Below are 16,211 nucleotides of genomic sequence, written 5' to 3' on the forward strand. Positions count from 1 at the left end.
ATGATCACGCGTCCAGGTCGGCGGGGGCGGCCAGACGGCCGGTGATAGCGGTGGCAGCGGCGGTGGCTGGAGAGACCAGATGAGTGCGTGTACCTTTGCCCTGGCGGCCCTCGAAATTGCGGTTGGACGTGGAAGCACAGCGCTGTCCGGGCCCCAGGCGGTCGTCGTTCATGCCGACGCACAGCGAGCAGCCGGCAGCCCGCCACTGCGCGCCCGCGGCGAGGAAGACCTTGTGCAGTCCCTCGGACTCGGCCTGGGCTTTGACGCCCATGGATCCCGGGACGACGACCATCCGTACGCCCGGCGCGATCTTTTTGCCGTGCAGGATCTCGGCGGCGGCTCGCAGGTCCTCGACGCGCCCGTTGGTGCACGATCCGAGGAAGACGGCGTCGACGGCGATGTCACGCATCCGCGTGCCCGGGGAGAGTCCCATATAGGCCATGGCCTGCTCGGCGGCGGTTCGCTTGTGAGGGTCGGCGAAGCCGTCTGGGGCGGGGACTGTGCCGGACAGCGGTACCGCTTGGCCGGGGTTCGTGCCCCAGGTGACGTACGGCGACAGTCCGGTGGCGTCCAGTTCGACCTCGGTGTCGAAGGCGGCACCCTCGTCGGTGGCCAGGGACCGCCAGCGCTCCAGCGACGTTTCCCAGTCCCTGCCCTTCGGGACGTACCTCCGGCCTGCCAGGTAGGCGAACGTTGTCTCATCCGGGGCGATCATCCCGGCCCGGGCGCCGGCTTCGATCGACATATTGCACACCGTCATCCGGCCCTCCATCGACAGGGCCCGGATCGCCTCACCGCGGTACTCGATGATGTGGCCCTGGCCGCCGCCGGTGCCGATCTTCGCGATGACGGACAGGATCAGATCCTTCGCGGTGACTCCGGCGGGCAGCCGGCCGTTCACCGTGACGGCCATCGTCTTCGGCCGCTGTAGGGGCAGCGTCTGGGTCGCCAGCACATGCTCGACCTCGCTGGTGCCGATTCCGAAGGCCAGCGCCCCGAACGCGCCGTGGGTGCTGGTGTGGCTGTCGCCGCACAGGACGGTCATGCCGGGCTGGGTGATCCCCAGCTGCGGGCCGATGACGTGCACGATCCCCTGGTCCGCCGAGCCCATACGGCGCAGCGGGACTCCGAACTCGGCGCAGTTGCTCCGCAGCGCGTCCATCATCATGCGGGCCACCGGGTCCCCGACCGGGCGGTCGATGGCGAGGGTCGGGACGATGTGGTCCTCGGTCGCCATGGTCAGCTCCGGGCGCCGCACCCGCCTGCCGGACTGACGCAGCCCGGCGAACGCCTGGGGACTGGAGCCCTCGTGCAGCAGGTGGAAGTCGATGTACAGCAGGTCGGGTTCGCCTTCGGCGCGCCGCACGACATGGGCGTCCCACACCTTCTCGACCAACGTCTTCACAAGCACCTCCTCGCAGACGTCTCATTTTCCCGCCGATGGTAGGGCGAAATTGTAGGATAATGCAAGGGGGCAAAATGTGGGTAGCGTTCTGGGTCTGACAAGGTCGGCCCCGGCCGAGTGAGAGGAAACCGAAAGTGACCGGACGTGAGCAAGCAGTGACCGGCGAGGGGCGCAATGGGGCGTCATCCGCCGTCGAGCGGGTGGTTGCCACCGTGCGGGAGGGAGTCAAGAGCGGCCGCTACGTCCCCGGTCAGCGCCTTGTGGAGGCCGACCTCATGCGAGAACTCGGCGTCGGACGCAACGCGCTGCGCGAGGCGCTGTCACGACTGCGCAGCGACGGCTTCGTGCAGATCGAAGCGCATCGGGGTGCCTCGATTCGCCGGCTGACCCGCGAGGACGTGGCTCAGCTCTACGAACTGCGCGAAGTCCTCGAAGGGCTCGCCTCCCGCCTCGCCGCCGAACGGATCGACGAAACGGATCACCGTGATCGCCTGTCGGCGGCACTCGAGTCCATGCATGAGGTCGCCCGCACCGCCGAACTGCCGACGTACATGGACGAGAACATTCACTTTCACCGCACCATCGTCGAGCTGAGCGCCCATCCGCGCCTGGAGGAGCTGGTGGACCAGCTCCAAATCCAGACCTTCCGCATCCAGTTCCGCTCGGCGGCGGCGATACACGACAGGACCGGCATGCGGGAATACTCGGTCACCGAGCACCAAAGCCTCGCCGAGGCAATTCTCGACGGCGACGGCACCCGGGCCGAAGAACTGATGCGCCGTCACCTGAGGCACACCAGAAGCGGCATCATGCAGCTCCCGGACGGCGACTTCGCCTGAGGGATCTTGTCCAGCCGGTCAGGGGGGCGGGTTCCGCTGTCCCCTGTGCCGCCGGGCAGGCGAACCCGTGAGCGGGGAGAGTCCACCGCCCCTTCAGGCGCTCGGCTCCCGGCGCCCAGGGACGCGAGTGGTGCCCAGCTTGCCGTCGGCGTACCGAGCTCGGAGCGCCTTTTTGTCGAGTTTGCCCACGGAGGTCTTCGGAAGGCTGGGCAGCGAGACCCAGTGGTCCGGCAACTGCCAGGGCGCGACGTGCCCGGCGAGGAAGTCGCGCAGCGGCCCGAATGTGATGTCCTCATCTGGACGGAGCACGACTGCCGCCAGCGGGCGCTCCCCCCAACGCTCATCGGGTACGGCGACGACGGCTGCCTCGGTCACCGCCGGGTGCGCCATGAGGCGGTTCTCGAGTTCGACCGAGGAGATCCACTCGCCTCCTGACTTGATGAGGTCCTTCGCGCGGTCGGTGATGGTGAGGTAGCCGTCCGGGGTCAGCGTCGCGATGTCCCCGGTGCGCAGCCAGTCCCCGTCGAACCGCTCGTGCGCTTCGGGGGTCTGAGGGTCCGACGGCGCCGCCGGGTGGGCCCCCTCGTAGTAGGAGCCGGTGATCCACGGGCCGCGCACCTGTAGCTCACCGCTGGTGCGCCCGTCGTGGGGGACGGGGGCTCCGGAGAGGCCGACCAGCCGGGCCTGGACCGAGGCGGGGACGCGGCCCTGGGTGACCCGGTACTTCCATGCCTGCTCGGGGTCGACGTCGGCGGGTGGTCGGGCCAGTGCCCCCAAGGGTGAGGTCTCGGTCATTCCCCATGCCTGAAGGACCCGTACGCCGTGCCGGCTCTCGAGGTCGCGCATCAGTGACGGGGCGCATGCGGAACCGCCCACGATCGCGGTGCGCAGGCTGGACACGTCGCGCTGTCGCGCGTCGAGTTCGGCGAGCAGGGCGGCCCACACGGTGGGTACCGCGGCCGCCAAAGTGGGCCGTTCGGCGGCGATCATGTCGGCGAGTGGCGCTCCTTGGAGAAACCGGTCCGGCATCAGCAAGGAGGCACCGGTCATGAAGGCGGCGTGCGGGATGCCCCAGGCGTTGACGTGAAACATCGGGACCACGGGAAGGGCGGTGTCCGCGGAGCTGAGGGCGAACGCCTCGGCGGCCTGCAACTGCAGAGAGTGCAGGTAGATCGAACGGTGGCTGTAGACGACGCCCTTGGGATTTCCGGTGGTGCCGGAGGTGTAGCAAAGCGCCGCGGCCGACCGCTCGTCGATGTCCTCGCGCCAGGGATATTCCTCGGGCCGCGCTGCGATCAGTTCCTCGTAGTCGTGGACGTGGATGCCGCGGCCGGCCCGGCGCCGGGCCGTGAGGGCCTCGTCGAGCCCGGAATGGTCCCCGGGGCCCGCGACGATGAGGTGCTCGACCGAGGACAGTCCGGACAGCACCGGGGCGAGGAGCGGCAGCAGCGATCCGTCAACGATGATCACAGCGTCAGCGGCGTGGTTGACGATCCAGGAGAGCTGATGTGGTGCCAGCCGGAGGTTGAGGGTGTGCAGCACTGCTCCCATCGCGGGGATGGCGAGGTAGGCCTCCAAGTGTTCGGCGTTGTTCCACATGAACGTGGCGACCCTGTCGCCGTCGCGGATCCCGAGCTCCTCGCGAAGCGCGTGGGCGAGGCGGGCAGCACGTGCGCCGGTCTCCCCGTAGCTGCGGCGTCGTGGTGGGTGGCTTTCGGACCAGGTGGTGACGGTGGAGTTCCCGAACACCGTCGAGCCGTGGTTCAGAACGCGGGCGAGGGTAAGCGGAACATCCTGCATGGTGCTCAACATGAGGGTGGGGTCCTTGGGCTGGACGAGAGAGGCAGAAGGGAGGCGTGGGCGGGCGCAGCGCCTGTCCTATGTGTGGAAGGCGGCGTTCGCGGTCAGTTCCCGGCCTTTGGTCTCGGGAGCGAATGACATGACGATGATGCCCGCGACCGTGGCGAGCGCGGTGGTGAGCATTCCGATTTTGAATCCGGTCGTACCCACGGCGAGGGAGCCGATGATGTAGGGCGCGGCGGCGGCGCCGACGCGTCCACCGTGGTAGATGACGGACATGGCCGTCGCGCGGATGGGGGATTGGTGCACCATTTCGGCGGCCCAGGGCACGATCCCCGCGAGGATTCCGCTCACTCCCATCCCGGCGAGGAGGCTGGCGACGATGACTGCGGGATGTGAGCGTGTGCTGATCAGCAGGAGTATGCCGCAGGCGGTCAGGGTGAGGTAGGCGATGAAGGTGGGCTTGCGGCCCCACCGGTCCCCGACACCCAGGTAGGCGATGATTCCCACCGCCACTCCCGCCTGCTGGATGAGCAGGAATGCCAGGCTCTTGGCCAGCGAGATCCCGTCCACCTCGACCAGGTATGTCGGCAGGAAGGAGACCACGCCCCAGAACATGTACTGCAGCAGGAGCACGAACACCACGCCCAGCAGCAGCGGTTCACGCGTTCCGCGGGCGAGCAGTGTGCGGACCCGGGGGCGCGAGTGGTCCGATGCGTTGTCCCTTGACCAACTTGCTGATTCCGGTGTGGCCACCCGGATGTAGAGAGCGAGCAGCAGCGGCAGCGCCCCGACCGCGTAGAGGATCCGCCAACCACCGTGGTGCAGTTCTCCCCCGTTGGACGCGGTGACCACGGCCGCGACGCCCAATCCGAGCAGGTTGCCCAGCGGCCACCCGATCTGCATCAGCGCGCCGCTCTTGCCACGGTGCTCCGCGGGCCAGGTTTCGGCGATGAGCGCGGCGCCCGCCGACCAGGTGGCGCCCATTCCCAGGCCGGCGAGGAGCCGCAGCAATGCGAAGACGCCCAAGGAGGGCGACAGGGCCGCCAGGCCCGTGAAGAGGGCGTATAGGGCGGTGGCGTAGCTCAGGGACCTCACCCTGCCGATGCGGTCGGCGATCGCACCCCCTGCGATACCGCCGACGAGCATTCCCACGGCTTGGATGGTGCCGATGAGACCGATCTGTGCCTTGGTGGTGCTGAAGTCGGCCAGCAGCGCGGGGGTGGTCAGGGACAGCAGCGTGACGTCGAATACCTCGAAGAGCCACGCCCCGCCGCCCGCGATGAGGGCTCGCCATGCCGTGGCGTCCACTTGTCGGTACCAGCGGCCTGTGCCGTGGGCGCCGGGGGCGGACCCGGTGGGTACGGTCGCCCGGCCCGTGGCGGTCACCGTCGCCGCCGCGGACGCTCGGTGAGGGGACCCGATATCTGTGGGGGCGGCGGGGCGCCGGGCAAGTGAGACATGTGTTTCTCCCTGTCGTCTGGGTTCGTCGGCGCGCGGAGGGTGTTCCGAGGCGGCACCCGAGTCGATGGGGCAAAAGTGTGGGACAATATTGTAGGTTCGTCAACGCCTGGTTTCGGGAATCTTTCGCATCGCCCTGCCGCGCTCATCGCAACGAGAACGAAGAAGACCGCCGCTTCCTGCGAAGCGGCGGTCACGTACGCGTCAGTCCTGCCCCGGGCAGGATCCGTCCGAAGACGGACCCTTAGAACACCGGAACGCCGTCGCGGGTCAGCTTCCAGTCCACGGACCCGAACCGCGACACATCGATCGTCTTCTCCGCCTGCACCCAGGCGATGATGGTGTTCCGGATCTCCTCCGAATTGGCCCACACCTGCTTCGCGGAGGCCACATGCGGGAAGTTGCCGCCCCCGCTCGCCCGGTAGTTGTTCACCGCCAGCACGAACTGCGCCTTCTCATCGATCGGCTTGCCGTCGAAGCTCAGCCCCGCGATCCGCGAGCCCGGCGCCTTCGCGATGTCGATCTCGTACGTAAGGCCGCCGACCGCGTCGTAGTTGTAGTCGGGCGTGTTGTCGGCGTTCGTCAGCTTCGACGGGTCCACATCCCCGCCCGGCGCGGTCTGCACGTAGTACCGCGCCGAGAACTCCAGGTACTCCTTGATCTGGGCGCCGGTCAGCACCCGCGCCTCCAGCGTGTTCTCGAACGGATACAACCCCGCCACCTGCCGGATCGTGACCTCCCCGGCCGGGATCGACGCCGTACGGGAGAAGCACGACGCCTGCGAGAGCACCGGCAGCGCCGCGTACTCCGTCCCGGCCAGCGCCGCCTTCACCGTCTCCGACTGCACATGGTTGATGAAGTCGAGAATCGGCACGTCCTTGTACGCGGCCTCGGTCGCCGCCATCGCCGCCGTCGAGGTGCCGATGACCTGGTTGACGTACCCGACGACCTTCTTGTGCTCATCGCCGAGCAGCCGCACGATCCGCGGGTCCTCCTCGGACGTGTTGGAGTTCAGCACCTTCGCCGACACCGACGCCACCTGCCAGCGGCCCCGCTCCCACTCCAGCTCGAAGTCGAAGAGGGTGAGCCGCTGACCCCACTTGAGCGGCTCCGACAACACGACCTCGTGCCCGGTCTCCTTGTTGACCACCCGTGACTCCGGGATCTCCACATGCGCGTGGCCCACCAGGATCGCGTCGATCCCCGCCACCTTCTCGGCCACCAGCGCCGCCGCGTTCTCCATATACGGCACCTGGTCGCCGTAGCTGGAGGTGCCGCTGGTCCCCGAATGCGCCGAGACGATCACCACGTCAGCGCCCATCGACCGCAGCCGCGGCACCCACTTCGCCGCCTGCTCCTCCAGGCCCGGGAAGGTCATCTTGCCCTGCACATTGACCTTGTCCCAGATCGCGATGCCCGGATTGGTCAGCCCCAGCACCGCCACCTTCACATCCCGCCCGCACGGGGTGCGCAGCCGCGTCATCCAGTACGGCGCGAAGGCGGGCCGCAGCGTCTTCGCGTCCAGCGCGTTCGCCCCCAACAACGGGAAGTCGCACTGCTCCTCGAACTTCCGCAGCACCGGGATGCCGTAGTTGAACTCATGGTTGCCCAGCGCCGCCGCGTCATAGCCGATCGCGTTCATCGCCTGCGCCATGGGATGCACCGGGCCGTCCGCCCCGGTGATCGGGTCCACCCTGGCGTAGTAGTACGACAGTTGGGTGCCCTGGATGGTGTCGCCCGCGTCGATCAGCAGCGTATTGCGGCGCCCCTTCTCCTCACGGACCTGATCGACCAGCGTGGAGATCTTCGCCAGGCCCACATCGTTGTGCGCCGTGTCGTCGAACTCGGCGTCGGTGAAGTAGTCCCAGTTGAAGACGTTGCCGTGCAGATCGGTCGTGCCCATCACGGTGAAGGCGTACCGCCGCCGGGGGCGCCCGTGCCCCCGCGCCTCGGCCGGGACGGCGGCCGCGGCCGAGGCGAGGGCGGCCCCCGCACTGGTCGCCGCGGTGCGACCCAGGAACTTCCGACGGTTGAGCGGCATGGCTGATCTCCTCTGAGATACCTGCGAAATGAGCACAACGCGCGTAGATTCTGGCCCAGCCGCACCGCTCCGCACCACCCCCGGCAGATTGCGATCAGGTTGCCCCCGGCGCTCCTTGAGGGGCGGTCAGACCAGAATTCAACGGCCGGGTCGTCCCACCCCGCCGAGGCCCCGGGCGTCGTACGCTCCGGACACCACCCCGCGCACACCCGACCAGGAGCCGCCATGGACCAGCCGGCCCACCCCAGCCAGCCGCCGCAGCCCGCCGCCCCGGCGCCTGCCGCCCCCGTGCCCTACGGCACCCCCGACACCCCGCGCGTCGCCGTCCGCGGCGAGGCAACGCTGGAGGTCGACCCCGAGATCGCCCGGCTCACCATCACCGTCAGCGCCCGCGGCGCCGACCGGCGCGCCGCGCTCGACGACCTCACCCGCCGTAACAACCAGGTCCTCGCGCTGGTGAAGCCCTACGGCGAAGCCGTCGAGAAGCTGGAGACCGGCGCCTTCTCGGTCACCCCCGAGATCAACCCCAAGAGCCGCCATGAGCGCGTACGCGCCTACCACGGGCGGGTGCACCTCACCGCGACCCTCACCGACTTCACCGCCCTCGGCGAGCTCACCACCCGCCTCGCCGACCTCGACCTCACCCGCGTCGACGGCCCCTGGTGGGGGCTGCGCCCCGACTCGCCCGCCTACGGCCGGGCCCGGCAGCAGGCGGTGCGGGAGGCGGTGCAGCGGGCCCGCGAGTACGCCGGAGCGCTCGGCTCCCGGCTGGTCGCGCTCACCGAGCTCGCCGACCTCGAGGCGGAGCAGAGCCCGCTGCAGCCCGTGGCCGCCGCCACGCGCGGCCGGTCCGCCTTCGGTGGCCCCGCCGACCGGGACGACGTCGCCGCGCTCGACCTCGAACCGCAGCGCCAGACGGTGTATGCGCATGTCAACGCGCGCTTCACGATCACCCCTCCCGAGCTCTGAGGGCCCTCCTTCCCAGTCTTGAAACCAACCTCCGAAACGCTCATCGGAGCACCCCGCTGCACGTTTCATTAGTTGTCAATAGCCCGCCATCCAAAGGCCATGGAGGAGTGTGAAGTTCTGGGCTCTTTACTCGCCGGTAAGTCATAGGCTCGGCACCATGCGCCGAGCAAAAATCGTCTGTACTTTGGGACCCGCCACCGACTCGTACGAGCAGATCAAGGCACTCATCGAAGCCGGAATGGATGTGGCCCGCTTCAACCTCAGCCACGGCACCTATGCCGAGCACGAGGAGCGTTATCGGCGAGTGCGCAAAGCCTCGCTGGAAACCGGCCGCAGCGTCGGCATCCTCGCCGACCTTCAAGGTCCGAAGATTCGGCTCGGCCGCTTCCGCGAAGGACCCGTACTCCTTGAACGCGGAGACGAGTTCATCATCACCGTCGAACCCATCGAGGGCGACCGGTTCCGCTGCGGCACCACCTACGAGGGGCTGGCCGGCGACGTCAGCAAGGGTGAGCGGATCCTCGTCGACGACGGCCGGGTCACCCTCGAGGTCGTCGACATCGACGGCCCCCGGGTGCACACCATCGCCATCGAAGGCGGCATGATCTCCGACCACAAGGGGCTCAACCTCCCCGGCGTGGCCGTCTCCGTCCCCGCGCTGTCCAAGAAGGACATCGAGGACCTGCGCTGGGCACTGCGCATCGGCGCCGACGTCATCGCCCTCTCCTTCGTCCGCAACGGCAACGATGTCGTGGACGTCCACCGGGTGATGGACGAGGAGGACCGCCGGCTCCCCGTCATCGCCAAGATCGAGAAGCCGCAGGCGGTCGAGAACCTCGAGGGCATCGTCGACGCCTTCGACGGCATCATGGTCGCCCGCGGCGACCTCGGCGTGGAGATGCCGCTCGAGCAGGTGCCGATGGTCCAGAAGCGCGCGATCAAGCTGGCCAAGCGGAACGCCAAGCCGGTGATCGTCGCGACCCAGATGCTCGACTCGATGATCGAGAACTCCCGCCCCACCCGCGCGGAGGCGTCCGACGTCGCCAACGCGATCATCGACGGCACGGACGCGGTGATGCTCTCCGGCGAGACCAGCGTCGGCAAGTACCCGATCGTCACGGTCAAGACGATGGGCCGCATCGTCGAGGCCGCCGAGGAGGACATCCTCGCCAAGGGCCTCCCCCCGCTCACCGAGCGCAACAAGCCCCGCACCCAGGGCGGCGCGGTGGCCCGCGCGGCGGCCGAGATGGGCGACTTCCTCGGCGCGAAGTTCCTCGTCGCCTTCACCCAGTCCGGCGACACCGTCCGCCGCCTCTCCCGCTACCGCTCCCCGATCCCCCTCCTGGCGTTCACCCCGGACCCGGGCACCCGCTCCCAGCTCAATCTGACCTGGGGCGTCGAGACCTTCCTCGGCCCGATGGTCAACTCCACGGACGAGATGGTGGCCCAGGTCGACGAGGAACTGCTGCGCCTCGGCCGCTGCCGCAAGGGCGACCTCGTCATCATCACCGCCGGCTCCCCGCCCGGCGTCTCCGGCTCCACCAACCTCGTGCGCGTCCACCACATCGGCGCGGACGACCTGAGGTAGCCGAACCTCGCTCCCTTGGGGCCGAAGTACTGGGCTCAGTACTTCGGCCCGACGTGCGTATCCATGAGGGCGACGGAGGCACGCCGGGCGACGGAGATGTTGAACGGATCGCTCCCGCGCGCGAGCGTGGTCCACTCGACGCCGACCTTGGTGAGGGTGTCGGAGCAGAGCTTCCGGATGTCGTCGGACTTGTTGGTGAAGAGGTACCGAGGGTATTCGTAGCGCTTCGGCTTCCCGGCGACGATGCGGGTGGTCCAGTTGGTGACGCGGCAGCCGTCGGAGTGGAATAACCCGCGGATGAATTCCCATGGGTGTGCGTCCACGATCGCCTGCTGCCAGGGCTCCAGGGCTATGACGCGGTCGTGCTTCTTTCCTGGCCCATGTTGCGGAAACATGCACGTCCAGTGCTTCGTGTACGACTTCACCTCGGCGCAGCCGTTCTTCTGCCGCCGCTTCACGCTGGGCTTGGGCATCACCTTGCGCATGGCGGTCTCCGCCTCGTCGATCAGACCGGGCCAGGCGTCGGCGCAGAAGATGGACAGATGGTGCTGTTTGGGCTTGGAGACGATATGGCCGTCGCCGAGATAGAGGCCCAGAAGGTATGCATACGACCGGTGGTCGAACGCTCGGTCAGTGCATTGGGGGCAGTCCGTGGGCTGCACGAAGAGCTCGCCCCGCTGCTTTCGGTCCTGATACCGCCACCAGCCAACGGTGCCCCGTGGGATTCCGAGAAGCTCGGCCACGTCGCGATTGGCGACGCCTTGTCGCATCAGTGCCACAGCGTCGTGTCGAAGCGACGGGCTGTAATCGTCCATGTGCCGAGCGTCGCACTTATGGGGATGGCGCTGAGCCGAATTCGGCCCGTACCACGCGAATGTGAGAGTCCGCTTCAAGTACCGGGTGCGGGATTCGAACCCGCAAGCCCTCTCGGGCAGAGGTGTTTGAGACCTCCGTGTATACCGTTCCACCAACCCGGCAAGGAGTTGCAGCGCGCATAGCTTACCGTGTGCGAGTCGAACTCGTCTCGCAGGTAGGCTCAAGGTGCAGTACCTGCCAGGAACGAGGAGCCCCGTGAGCGCCACCGAGCCCGTCGACGAGCAGTCGCATATTCCGCCGTACACCACACGCGTCGTCATCGCCGAGGACGAGGCCCTGATCCGCCTCGACCTGAAGGAGATGCTCGAGGAGGAGGGGTACTCCGTCGTCGGCGAGGCGGGCGATGGTGAGACGGCTGTCGCGCTTGCCCAGGAGCACCGCCCCGACCTCGTCATCCTCGATGTGAAGATGCCGGTTCTCGACGGCATCTCCGCCGCCGAGCGGATCGCGGCCGACCGTATCGCCCCCGTCCTGATGCTGACCGCCTTCTCCCAGCGCGAGCTGGTCGAGCGGGCCCGGGATGCCGGGGCGATGGCGTATCTGGTGAAGCCGTTCAGCAAGAGCGATGTGGTCCCGGCCATCGAGATGGCCGTTTCCCGCTTCACCGAGCTGAAGACCCTGGAGCAGGAGGTCGCCGACCTCTCCCAGCGGCTGGAGACCCGCAAGCTGGTCGACCGGGCCAAGAGCATTCTGCAGACGCAGTACGGGTTGACCGAGCCCGCCGCCTTCCGCTGGATCCAGAAGACCTCGATGGACCGCCGGCTGTCGATGCAGCAGGTGGCCGAGGCCGTCATCGAGGACGCGGCGGAGAAAAAGGCCAAGGAGTAGTAGGGGACGAGCGGAAGGGGCCCGTACCGCCGCGTTGGCGGTACGGGCCCCTTACCGTTTCTGCCAGTCCTTAGTCCTCAGTCCTCGCCGAGGTACGCCTTCCGCACCGACTCGTCGTGCAGCAGCGCATCCCCCGTCCCCGACAGCACGATCTTGCCGATCTCCATCACATGGCCCTGATCGGCCAGCGACAGAGCTGCCTGGGCGTTCTGTTCGACCAGCAGGATCGTCGTGCCCTGGGACTTGAGCTCGGCGATGGTGTGCATGATCTTCTGCATCATGATCGGCGAGAGGCCCATCGAGGGCTCGTCGAGCATCAGCAGCTTGGGGCGGGACATCAGGGCCCGCCCCATCGCGAGCATCTGCTGCTCGCCGCCGGAGAGGGTGCCGGCCGCCTGGGCGCGGCGTTCGCCGAGGATGGGGAAGAGGTCGTACGCGTGGCGGATGTCGGCGGCTATGCCGTCCGCGTCCTTCCGGAGAAACGCTCCGAGCTGGAGGTTCTCGGCGATCGACAGCCGCGGGAAGATATGCCGCCCCTCGGGCGAGTGGGCCAGCCCCAGGGCGACGATCTTGTGTGCGGGGACGCCCTTCAGCGGTTGGCCGTTGAAGCGGATCTCCCCGCCGAGGGGCTCGAGCAGGCCGGACAGGGTGCGCAGCGTGGTGGTCTTGCCCGCGCCGTTGGTACCGATGAGGGTGACGACCTGGCCGGCCTCGACGCTGAACGAGATGCCCTTGACGGCCTCGATCTTGCCGTAGGCGACGCGCAGGTCCTCGACCTCGAGCAGTGCGGTCACTGTCCGTCCTCCGTACGTGCTGTGGTGCCCCGCTGGGTCTCGTCCTGCGGGGCGCCGGTCGTGGCGCCGGTGGTGGCCCCGGCCTCCGCGGCCTCGACCTCGGCGGCCTCCTCCGCGCCGGGGGCGCCTTCGAAGGGGGTGCCGAGGTAGGCGGCGATGACGCGCTCGTCGCTCTGGACGACCTCCGAGCTGCCCTCGACGAGCTTCTGGCCCTGGACGAGGACGGCGACCCGGTCGCAGAGGTTGAAGATGAAGCGCATGTCGTGCTCGATGACGAGTACGGCGGTGCCCAGGTCCCGGATGGCGAAGACCAGTTCCTCGGTGGCGCGGGTCTCCTGGGGGTTCATTCCGGCGGTGGGCTCGTCGAGGAGCAGCAGTCCGGGGTCGCTGGCGAGGGCGCGGGCGATCTCCAGCTTGCGCTGTTCGCCGTAGGGGAGGTTGCGGGAGAGGTGGTCGGCCTTGTCGGCGAGGCCGGTGAACTCCAGGAGTTCCATGGCGCGGGCCTTGGAGGCGGCCTCGGCGCGTTTGAAGCCGGGGCCGCGCAGGAGGGCCGACCACAGGCCCTCCTTGGTGCGGGTGTGGCGGCCGACGAGGACGTTCTCGAGGACCGTCATGTTGGCGAAGAGCCGGATGTTCTGGAAGGTGCGGGCGATGCCTGCCTGGGTGACGAGGTGGGGCTTGGGCGGCAGGACGGTGCCCCGGTAGGCGACGCTGCCCTCGGTGGGGATGTAGAGGCCGGTGAGGCAGTTGAAGAAGGTGGTCTTGCCCGCGCCGTTGGGACCGATGAGGCCGACGATCTCGCCGGGGTGGACGTCGAGGTCGACGGATTGTACGGCCGTGAGTCCGCCGAAGCGCATGGTGACGCCGGTGGCGGTGAGGACGGGGGAGGTCGTGGTGGTGGTCATCTGTGTCATGCCTCCGCCTTGGTGACGCCGACGGCACCGTCCTTGAGTCCGGTCGCGCCGGGGACGTCGAGCTGGCCGGTCTCGTGGTACTCGAGCTGCTGCCGCCGGTTGGGGACGATCCCTTCGGGGCGGAAGCGCATCAGCAGGATGAGCGCGATACCGAAGGCGAGGAGCTGGTAGTCCTGGAGGAATTCCAGCTTCTTGGGGATCAGGTAGAGCAGGGTGGCGCCGAGTAGCGGGCCGCCGATGGTGCCCATGCCGCCGAGGATGACGGCGGCGACCAGGAAGGTGGAGTTGGGCGGGACGGGGCCGGCGAAGACGTACTGCTCGGGGACGACGGTGGACTGGAAGTGGGCCCATACGGCGCCGGCGACTCCGGCGAGGGTGGCGCCGAGCGCGAAGGCGACCAGCTTGACCCGGAATCCGTTGATGCCCATGGCGGTGGCGGCGGTCTCGTCCTCGCGGATGGCGACCCAGGCGCGGCCGATGCGGGAGTTGCCCGCGCGGCTGAAGATCAGCACGACGACGACGGTGACCAGCAGCATCAGCAGGTAGTAGTTGCCGTTGGAGTCGAGGCTGAGCCCGGCGATGCTGTGGTCGTCGTTGAAGTTGAACCCGAAGATCTCCAGCGGCGGGATGTTGGGGATGCCGTCGGGGCCGTTGGTGACGGAGGGTCCTGAGGTGCCGTCGAGGTTCAGCATGGCGAGACGGAAGATCTCTCCGAAGCCGAGGGTGACGATGGCGAGGTAGTCGCCGCGCAGCCGCAGGGTGGGGGCGCCGATGACGACGCCGAAGATCAGCGAGACCACGCCACCGGTGATGACGGCGGCCCAGAAGGGGAACCTGACGTCGAGGGTCGAGGCGGTGGATCCGGAGACCAGGGCGGCGGTGTAGGCGCCGACGCCGAGGAAGGCGACGTATCCGAGGTCCAGGAGGCCGGCGAGGCCGACGACGATGTTCAGGCCGAGGGCGACGGTCGCGAAGATCGCGATGTTGACGCCGAGTTCGGTGAAGCTGGACTTGTCCTGGAAGAAGGGGAAGACGATCGCGGTGATCAGCGCCGCGACCAGGGTGGTGGAGCGGTAGGCGCTGGTGAGTTCGCTGACCCGGTTGACGAGCCCGGCCTTGACGAGGGCGACGGCGGCGAACGCGACGGCGATGAGGTAGCCGATGAACGGCTCGGGGTGGTCGGCGTCGGTCTGGATGCCGTAGTTGACCACGTAGAGGCCGAGGGCGAAGACGCCCGCGATGATCAGGATCTCGGCCCAGGAGGGCAGCTTCTTGGGGCGGCACTGGGGGCGGGTGTCGTCCGGGAGCAGGAAGGTGGTGGCCACGGGGGCGGCGGTCACCACCGCGGCGATCCAGCCGCCGGGTTCGAGGTTGACCAGGCCGTCCAGATCCACGGCGATGGCGATGACGGTGAACCAGGTGATGGCGAAGGTGCCGAGGGCCAGCATCCGCAGGGCCCCGGTGGAGCCGCTGGGGGTGAGCCAGCGCAGGCCCTTCAGGTCGAGGGCGGCCAGCGCGAAGACGGCGGTGGCGATGCCGAGGACGAGGGTGAGGAGCTGCAGTCCGCCCGGGTAGCCGTAGACGGTCAGATCGCCGGGGAATTCGGCGGTCCAGGTCCAGGCGAGGAAGGTGGAGACGACGGCGGCGGCGCCGCCGGCCGCGCTGAGGACGCGGAGCAGGGTGGTGCGCGGCGCGGTGGCGCCGGCCTCGGCCTCGTTCACGGGGGTGGGCTGGGTCTTGTCGGTGGTCATCGGTTCACTCCCTCACGCCCGGTCCGCGACGCGTTCGCCGAGCAGGCCCTGTGGCCTGACCAGCAGGACGACGATGAGCAGGGTGAAGGCCCATACGTCCTTCCAGGCGCCGCCGCCGAGTTGATCCATCCCGGGGATGTCCTGGATGTACTTGATGGCCAGGGCCTCGACGATGCCGAGGACGACGCCGCCGAGCATGGCGCCGTAGATGTTGCCGATGCCGCCGAGCACGGCGGCGGTGAACGCCTTGAGACCGGCGATGAAGCCCATCTCGAAGTTGATCTGGCCGTACTTGAGCCCGTGCGAGAGGGCGGCGACGGCGGCGAACGCACCGCCGATGGCGAAGGCCATCACGATGATGCGGTCGGTGTTGATGCCCATGAGCTTGGCGGTGTCGGGGTCCTGTGCGGTGGCCTGCATGGCGCGGCCGGCGCGGCTCTTGGAGACGAACAGCCCGAGGGCGAGCATGCACACCGGGGCGGCTATGAGGAGGAAGGCGTCGCCGCGCTGGATGTGGAGATCGCTGAAGATCTCGAACGAGGAGCCTTCGAACTGCGGGAAGCTGCGGGGCTTCTTGGCGTCGGGGTAGAAGGCCCAGACGGCCTGCTGCAGCGCGATGGACAGGCCGATCGCGGTGATCAGGGGGGCGAGCCGGGGGCCGCCGCGCAGGGGCCGGTAGGCGAAGCGTTCCGCCGCGGTGGCGATGGCGACCGAGGCGATGACGCCGCCGATCAGCATGAGGGGCAGGGCGAGGGAGAGCGCGGTGCCGCTGGGCAGCCAGATGTAGATGGTGAGGGCCCCGAAGCCCCCGATCATGAAGATCTCGCCGTGGGCGAAGTTGATGAGCTGGACGATGCCGTAGACCATGGTGTACCCGATGGCGATCAAGCCGTAGAGGGCGCCAAGGGTCAGGCCGTTGACCAGCGTTTGCGGCAGTTCGTGCAC

13 protein-coding genes and 1 tRNA gene are annotated in these 16,211 nt (G+C 68.5%); 4 read left to right on the top strand and 10 right to left on the bottom strand.

Translation table 11 applies throughout. The annotated features are described in order from the left end of the window. Nucleotides 1-4 precede the first annotated feature (4 nt). Complete coding sequence (gene leuC / locus J5X86_RS24935) at nucleotides 5-1,405, bottom strand: 3-isopropylmalate dehydratase large subunit (protein ID WP_374229289.1); 1,401 nt, start codon at nucleotides 1,403-1,405, stop codon at nucleotides 5-7. A gap of 134 nt (nucleotides 1,406-1,539) precedes the next feature. Here leuC and J5X86_RS52515 point away from each other — a divergent pair, with 134 nt between their 5' ends. Further along, the gene (locus J5X86_RS52515; protein WP_208518978.1) at nucleotides 1,540-2,244 is read left to right on the top strand and encodes a GntR family transcriptional regulator; all 705 of its coding nucleotides are present in this window, start codon (nucleotides 1,540-1,542) and stop codon (nucleotides 2,242-2,244) included. 93 nt (nucleotides 2,245-2,337) lie between these two features. On the opposite strand, the gene J5X86_RS24945 is transcribed toward J5X86_RS52515, so the two are convergent. The 3 genes from J5X86_RS24945 to J5X86_RS24955 all read right to left on the bottom strand — a co-directional run bounded on the left by J5X86_RS24945 (nucleotide 2,338) and on the right by J5X86_RS24955 (nucleotide 7,546). Next, nucleotides 2,338-4,056, bottom strand: coding sequence for a long-chain fatty acid--CoA ligase (locus tag J5X86_RS24945; protein ID WP_208518979.1), 1,719 nt, complete (start codon nucleotides 4,054-4,056; stop codon nucleotides 2,338-2,340). Between the two features lie 66 nt (nucleotides 4,057-4,122). After that, nucleotides 4,123-5,433 (bottom strand): MFS transporter, encoded by a 1,311-nt coding sequence (locus J5X86_RS24950; RefSeq protein WP_208518980.1) that lies wholly within the window; start codon nucleotides 5,431-5,433, stop codon nucleotides 4,123-4,125. A 316-nt stretch (nucleotides 5,434-5,749) separates the two neighbouring features. After that, a complete protein-coding gene (locus J5X86_RS24955) occupies nucleotides 5,750-7,546 on the bottom strand; it encodes a bifunctional UDP-sugar hydrolase/5'-nucleotidase (RefSeq protein WP_208518981.1) in 1,797 nt (598 codons plus the stop codon). Nucleotides 7,547-7,771: 225 nt separating this feature from the next. Between J5X86_RS24955 and J5X86_RS24960 the strand changes: the two genes are divergently transcribed. Both J5X86_RS24960 and pyk read left to right on the top strand, forming a co-directional pair. Continuing rightward, nucleotides 7,772-8,515 carry an SIMPL domain-containing protein gene (locus J5X86_RS24960; RefSeq protein ID WP_208518982.1) on the top strand — a complete coding sequence of 248 codons (744 nt, stop codon included), beginning with the start codon at nucleotides 7,772-7,774 and terminating at the stop codon, nucleotides 8,513-8,515. Nucleotides 8,516-8,672: 157 nt separating this feature from the next. Beyond that, nucleotides 8,673-10,103 (top strand): pyruvate kinase, encoded by a 1,431-nt coding sequence (pyk, locus tag J5X86_RS24965; RefSeq protein ID WP_078640861.1) that lies wholly within the window; start codon nucleotides 8,673-8,675, stop codon nucleotides 10,101-10,103. A gap of 35 nt (nucleotides 10,104-10,138) precedes the next feature. Here the strand turns inward: pyk and J5X86_RS24970 are convergent, their stop codons facing one another. Together J5X86_RS24970 and J5X86_RS24975 are read right to left on the bottom strand one after the other, a co-directional pair. Continuing rightward, nucleotides 10,139-10,918 (bottom strand): helix-turn-helix domain-containing protein, encoded by a 780-nt coding sequence (locus J5X86_RS24970; protein ID WP_208518983.1) that lies wholly within the window; start codon nucleotides 10,916-10,918, stop codon nucleotides 10,139-10,141. 79 nt (nucleotides 10,919-10,997) lie between these two features. Further along, nucleotides 10,998-11,080, bottom strand: a tRNA-Leu gene (locus J5X86_RS24975). A 94-nt stretch (nucleotides 11,081-11,174) separates the two neighbouring features. Between J5X86_RS24975 and J5X86_RS24980 the strand changes: the two genes are divergently transcribed. Beyond that, on the top strand, nucleotides 11,175-11,807 hold the full coding sequence (locus J5X86_RS24980; RefSeq protein ID WP_208518984.1) for an ANTAR domain-containing response regulator: 633 nt from the start codon (nucleotides 11,175-11,177) through the stop codon (nucleotides 11,805-11,807). Between the two features lie 77 nt (nucleotides 11,808-11,884). On the opposite strand, the gene J5X86_RS24985 is transcribed toward J5X86_RS24980, so the two are convergent. Genes J5X86_RS24985 through J5X86_RS25000 form a run of 4 tightly spaced genes read right to left on the bottom strand, consistent with a single transcriptional unit; the run spans nucleotide 11,885 to nucleotide 16,211 of the window. After that, a complete protein-coding gene (locus J5X86_RS24985) occupies nucleotides 11,885-12,601 on the bottom strand; it encodes an ABC transporter ATP-binding protein (RefSeq protein WP_208518985.1) in 717 nt (238 codons plus the stop codon). Next, nucleotides 12,598-13,515 (bottom strand): ABC transporter ATP-binding protein, encoded by a 918-nt coding sequence (locus J5X86_RS24990; protein WP_208518986.1) that lies wholly within the window; start codon nucleotides 13,513-13,515, stop codon nucleotides 12,598-12,600. Before J5X86_RS24990 ends, J5X86_RS24985 begins: the two co-directional genes overlap by 4 nt. Beyond that, nucleotides 13,512-15,266, bottom strand: a complete 1,755-nt coding sequence (locus J5X86_RS24995) for a branched-chain amino acid ABC transporter permease (RefSeq protein WP_208518987.1) — start codon at nucleotides 15,264-15,266, stop codon at nucleotides 13,512-13,514. Before J5X86_RS24995 ends, J5X86_RS24990 begins: the two co-directional genes overlap by 4 nt. A gap of 12 nt (nucleotides 15,267-15,278) precedes the next feature. Continuing rightward, entirely contained in the window at nucleotides 15,279-16,211 is a 933-nt protein-coding gene (locus J5X86_RS25000; protein WP_014059924.1) for a branched-chain amino acid ABC transporter permease, read from the bottom strand.

Source organism: Streptomyces sp. NEAU-YJ-81 (assembly GCF_017592595.1).
Taxonomy (GTDB): domain Bacteria; phylum Actinomycetota; class Actinomycetes; order Streptomycetales; family Streptomycetaceae; genus Streptomyces; species Streptomyces hygroscopicus_B.

Excerpts from the sequence above, each read along its gene's own strand:
- J5X86_RS24945 (WP_208518979.1), bottom strand. The coding sequence starts at position 4,056 with ATGTTGAGCACCATGCAGGATGTTCCGCTTACCCTCGCCCGCGTTCTG.
- J5X86_RS24955 (WP_208518981.1), bottom strand. The coding sequence starts at position 7,546 with ATGCCGCTCAACCGTCGGAAGTTCCTGGGTCGCACCGCGGCGACCAGT.
- J5X86_RS24960 (WP_208518982.1), top strand. The coding sequence starts at position 7,772 with ATGGACCAGCCGGCCCACCCCAGCCAGCCGCCGCAGCCCGCCGCCCCG.
- pyk (WP_078640861.1), top strand. The coding sequence starts at position 8,673 with ATGCGCCGAGCAAAAATCGTCTGTACTTTGGGACCCGCCACCGACTCG.
- J5X86_RS24970 (WP_208518983.1), bottom strand. The coding sequence starts at position 10,918 with ATGGACGATTACAGCCCGTCGCTTCGACACGACGCTGTGGCACTGATG.
- J5X86_RS24990 (WP_208518986.1), bottom strand. The coding sequence starts at position 13,515 with ATGACACAGATGACCACCACCACGACCTCCCCCGTCCTCACCGCCACC.
- J5X86_RS24995 (WP_208518987.1), bottom strand. The coding sequence starts at position 15,266 with ATGACCACCGACAAGACCCAGCCCACCCCCGTGAACGAGGCCGAGGCC.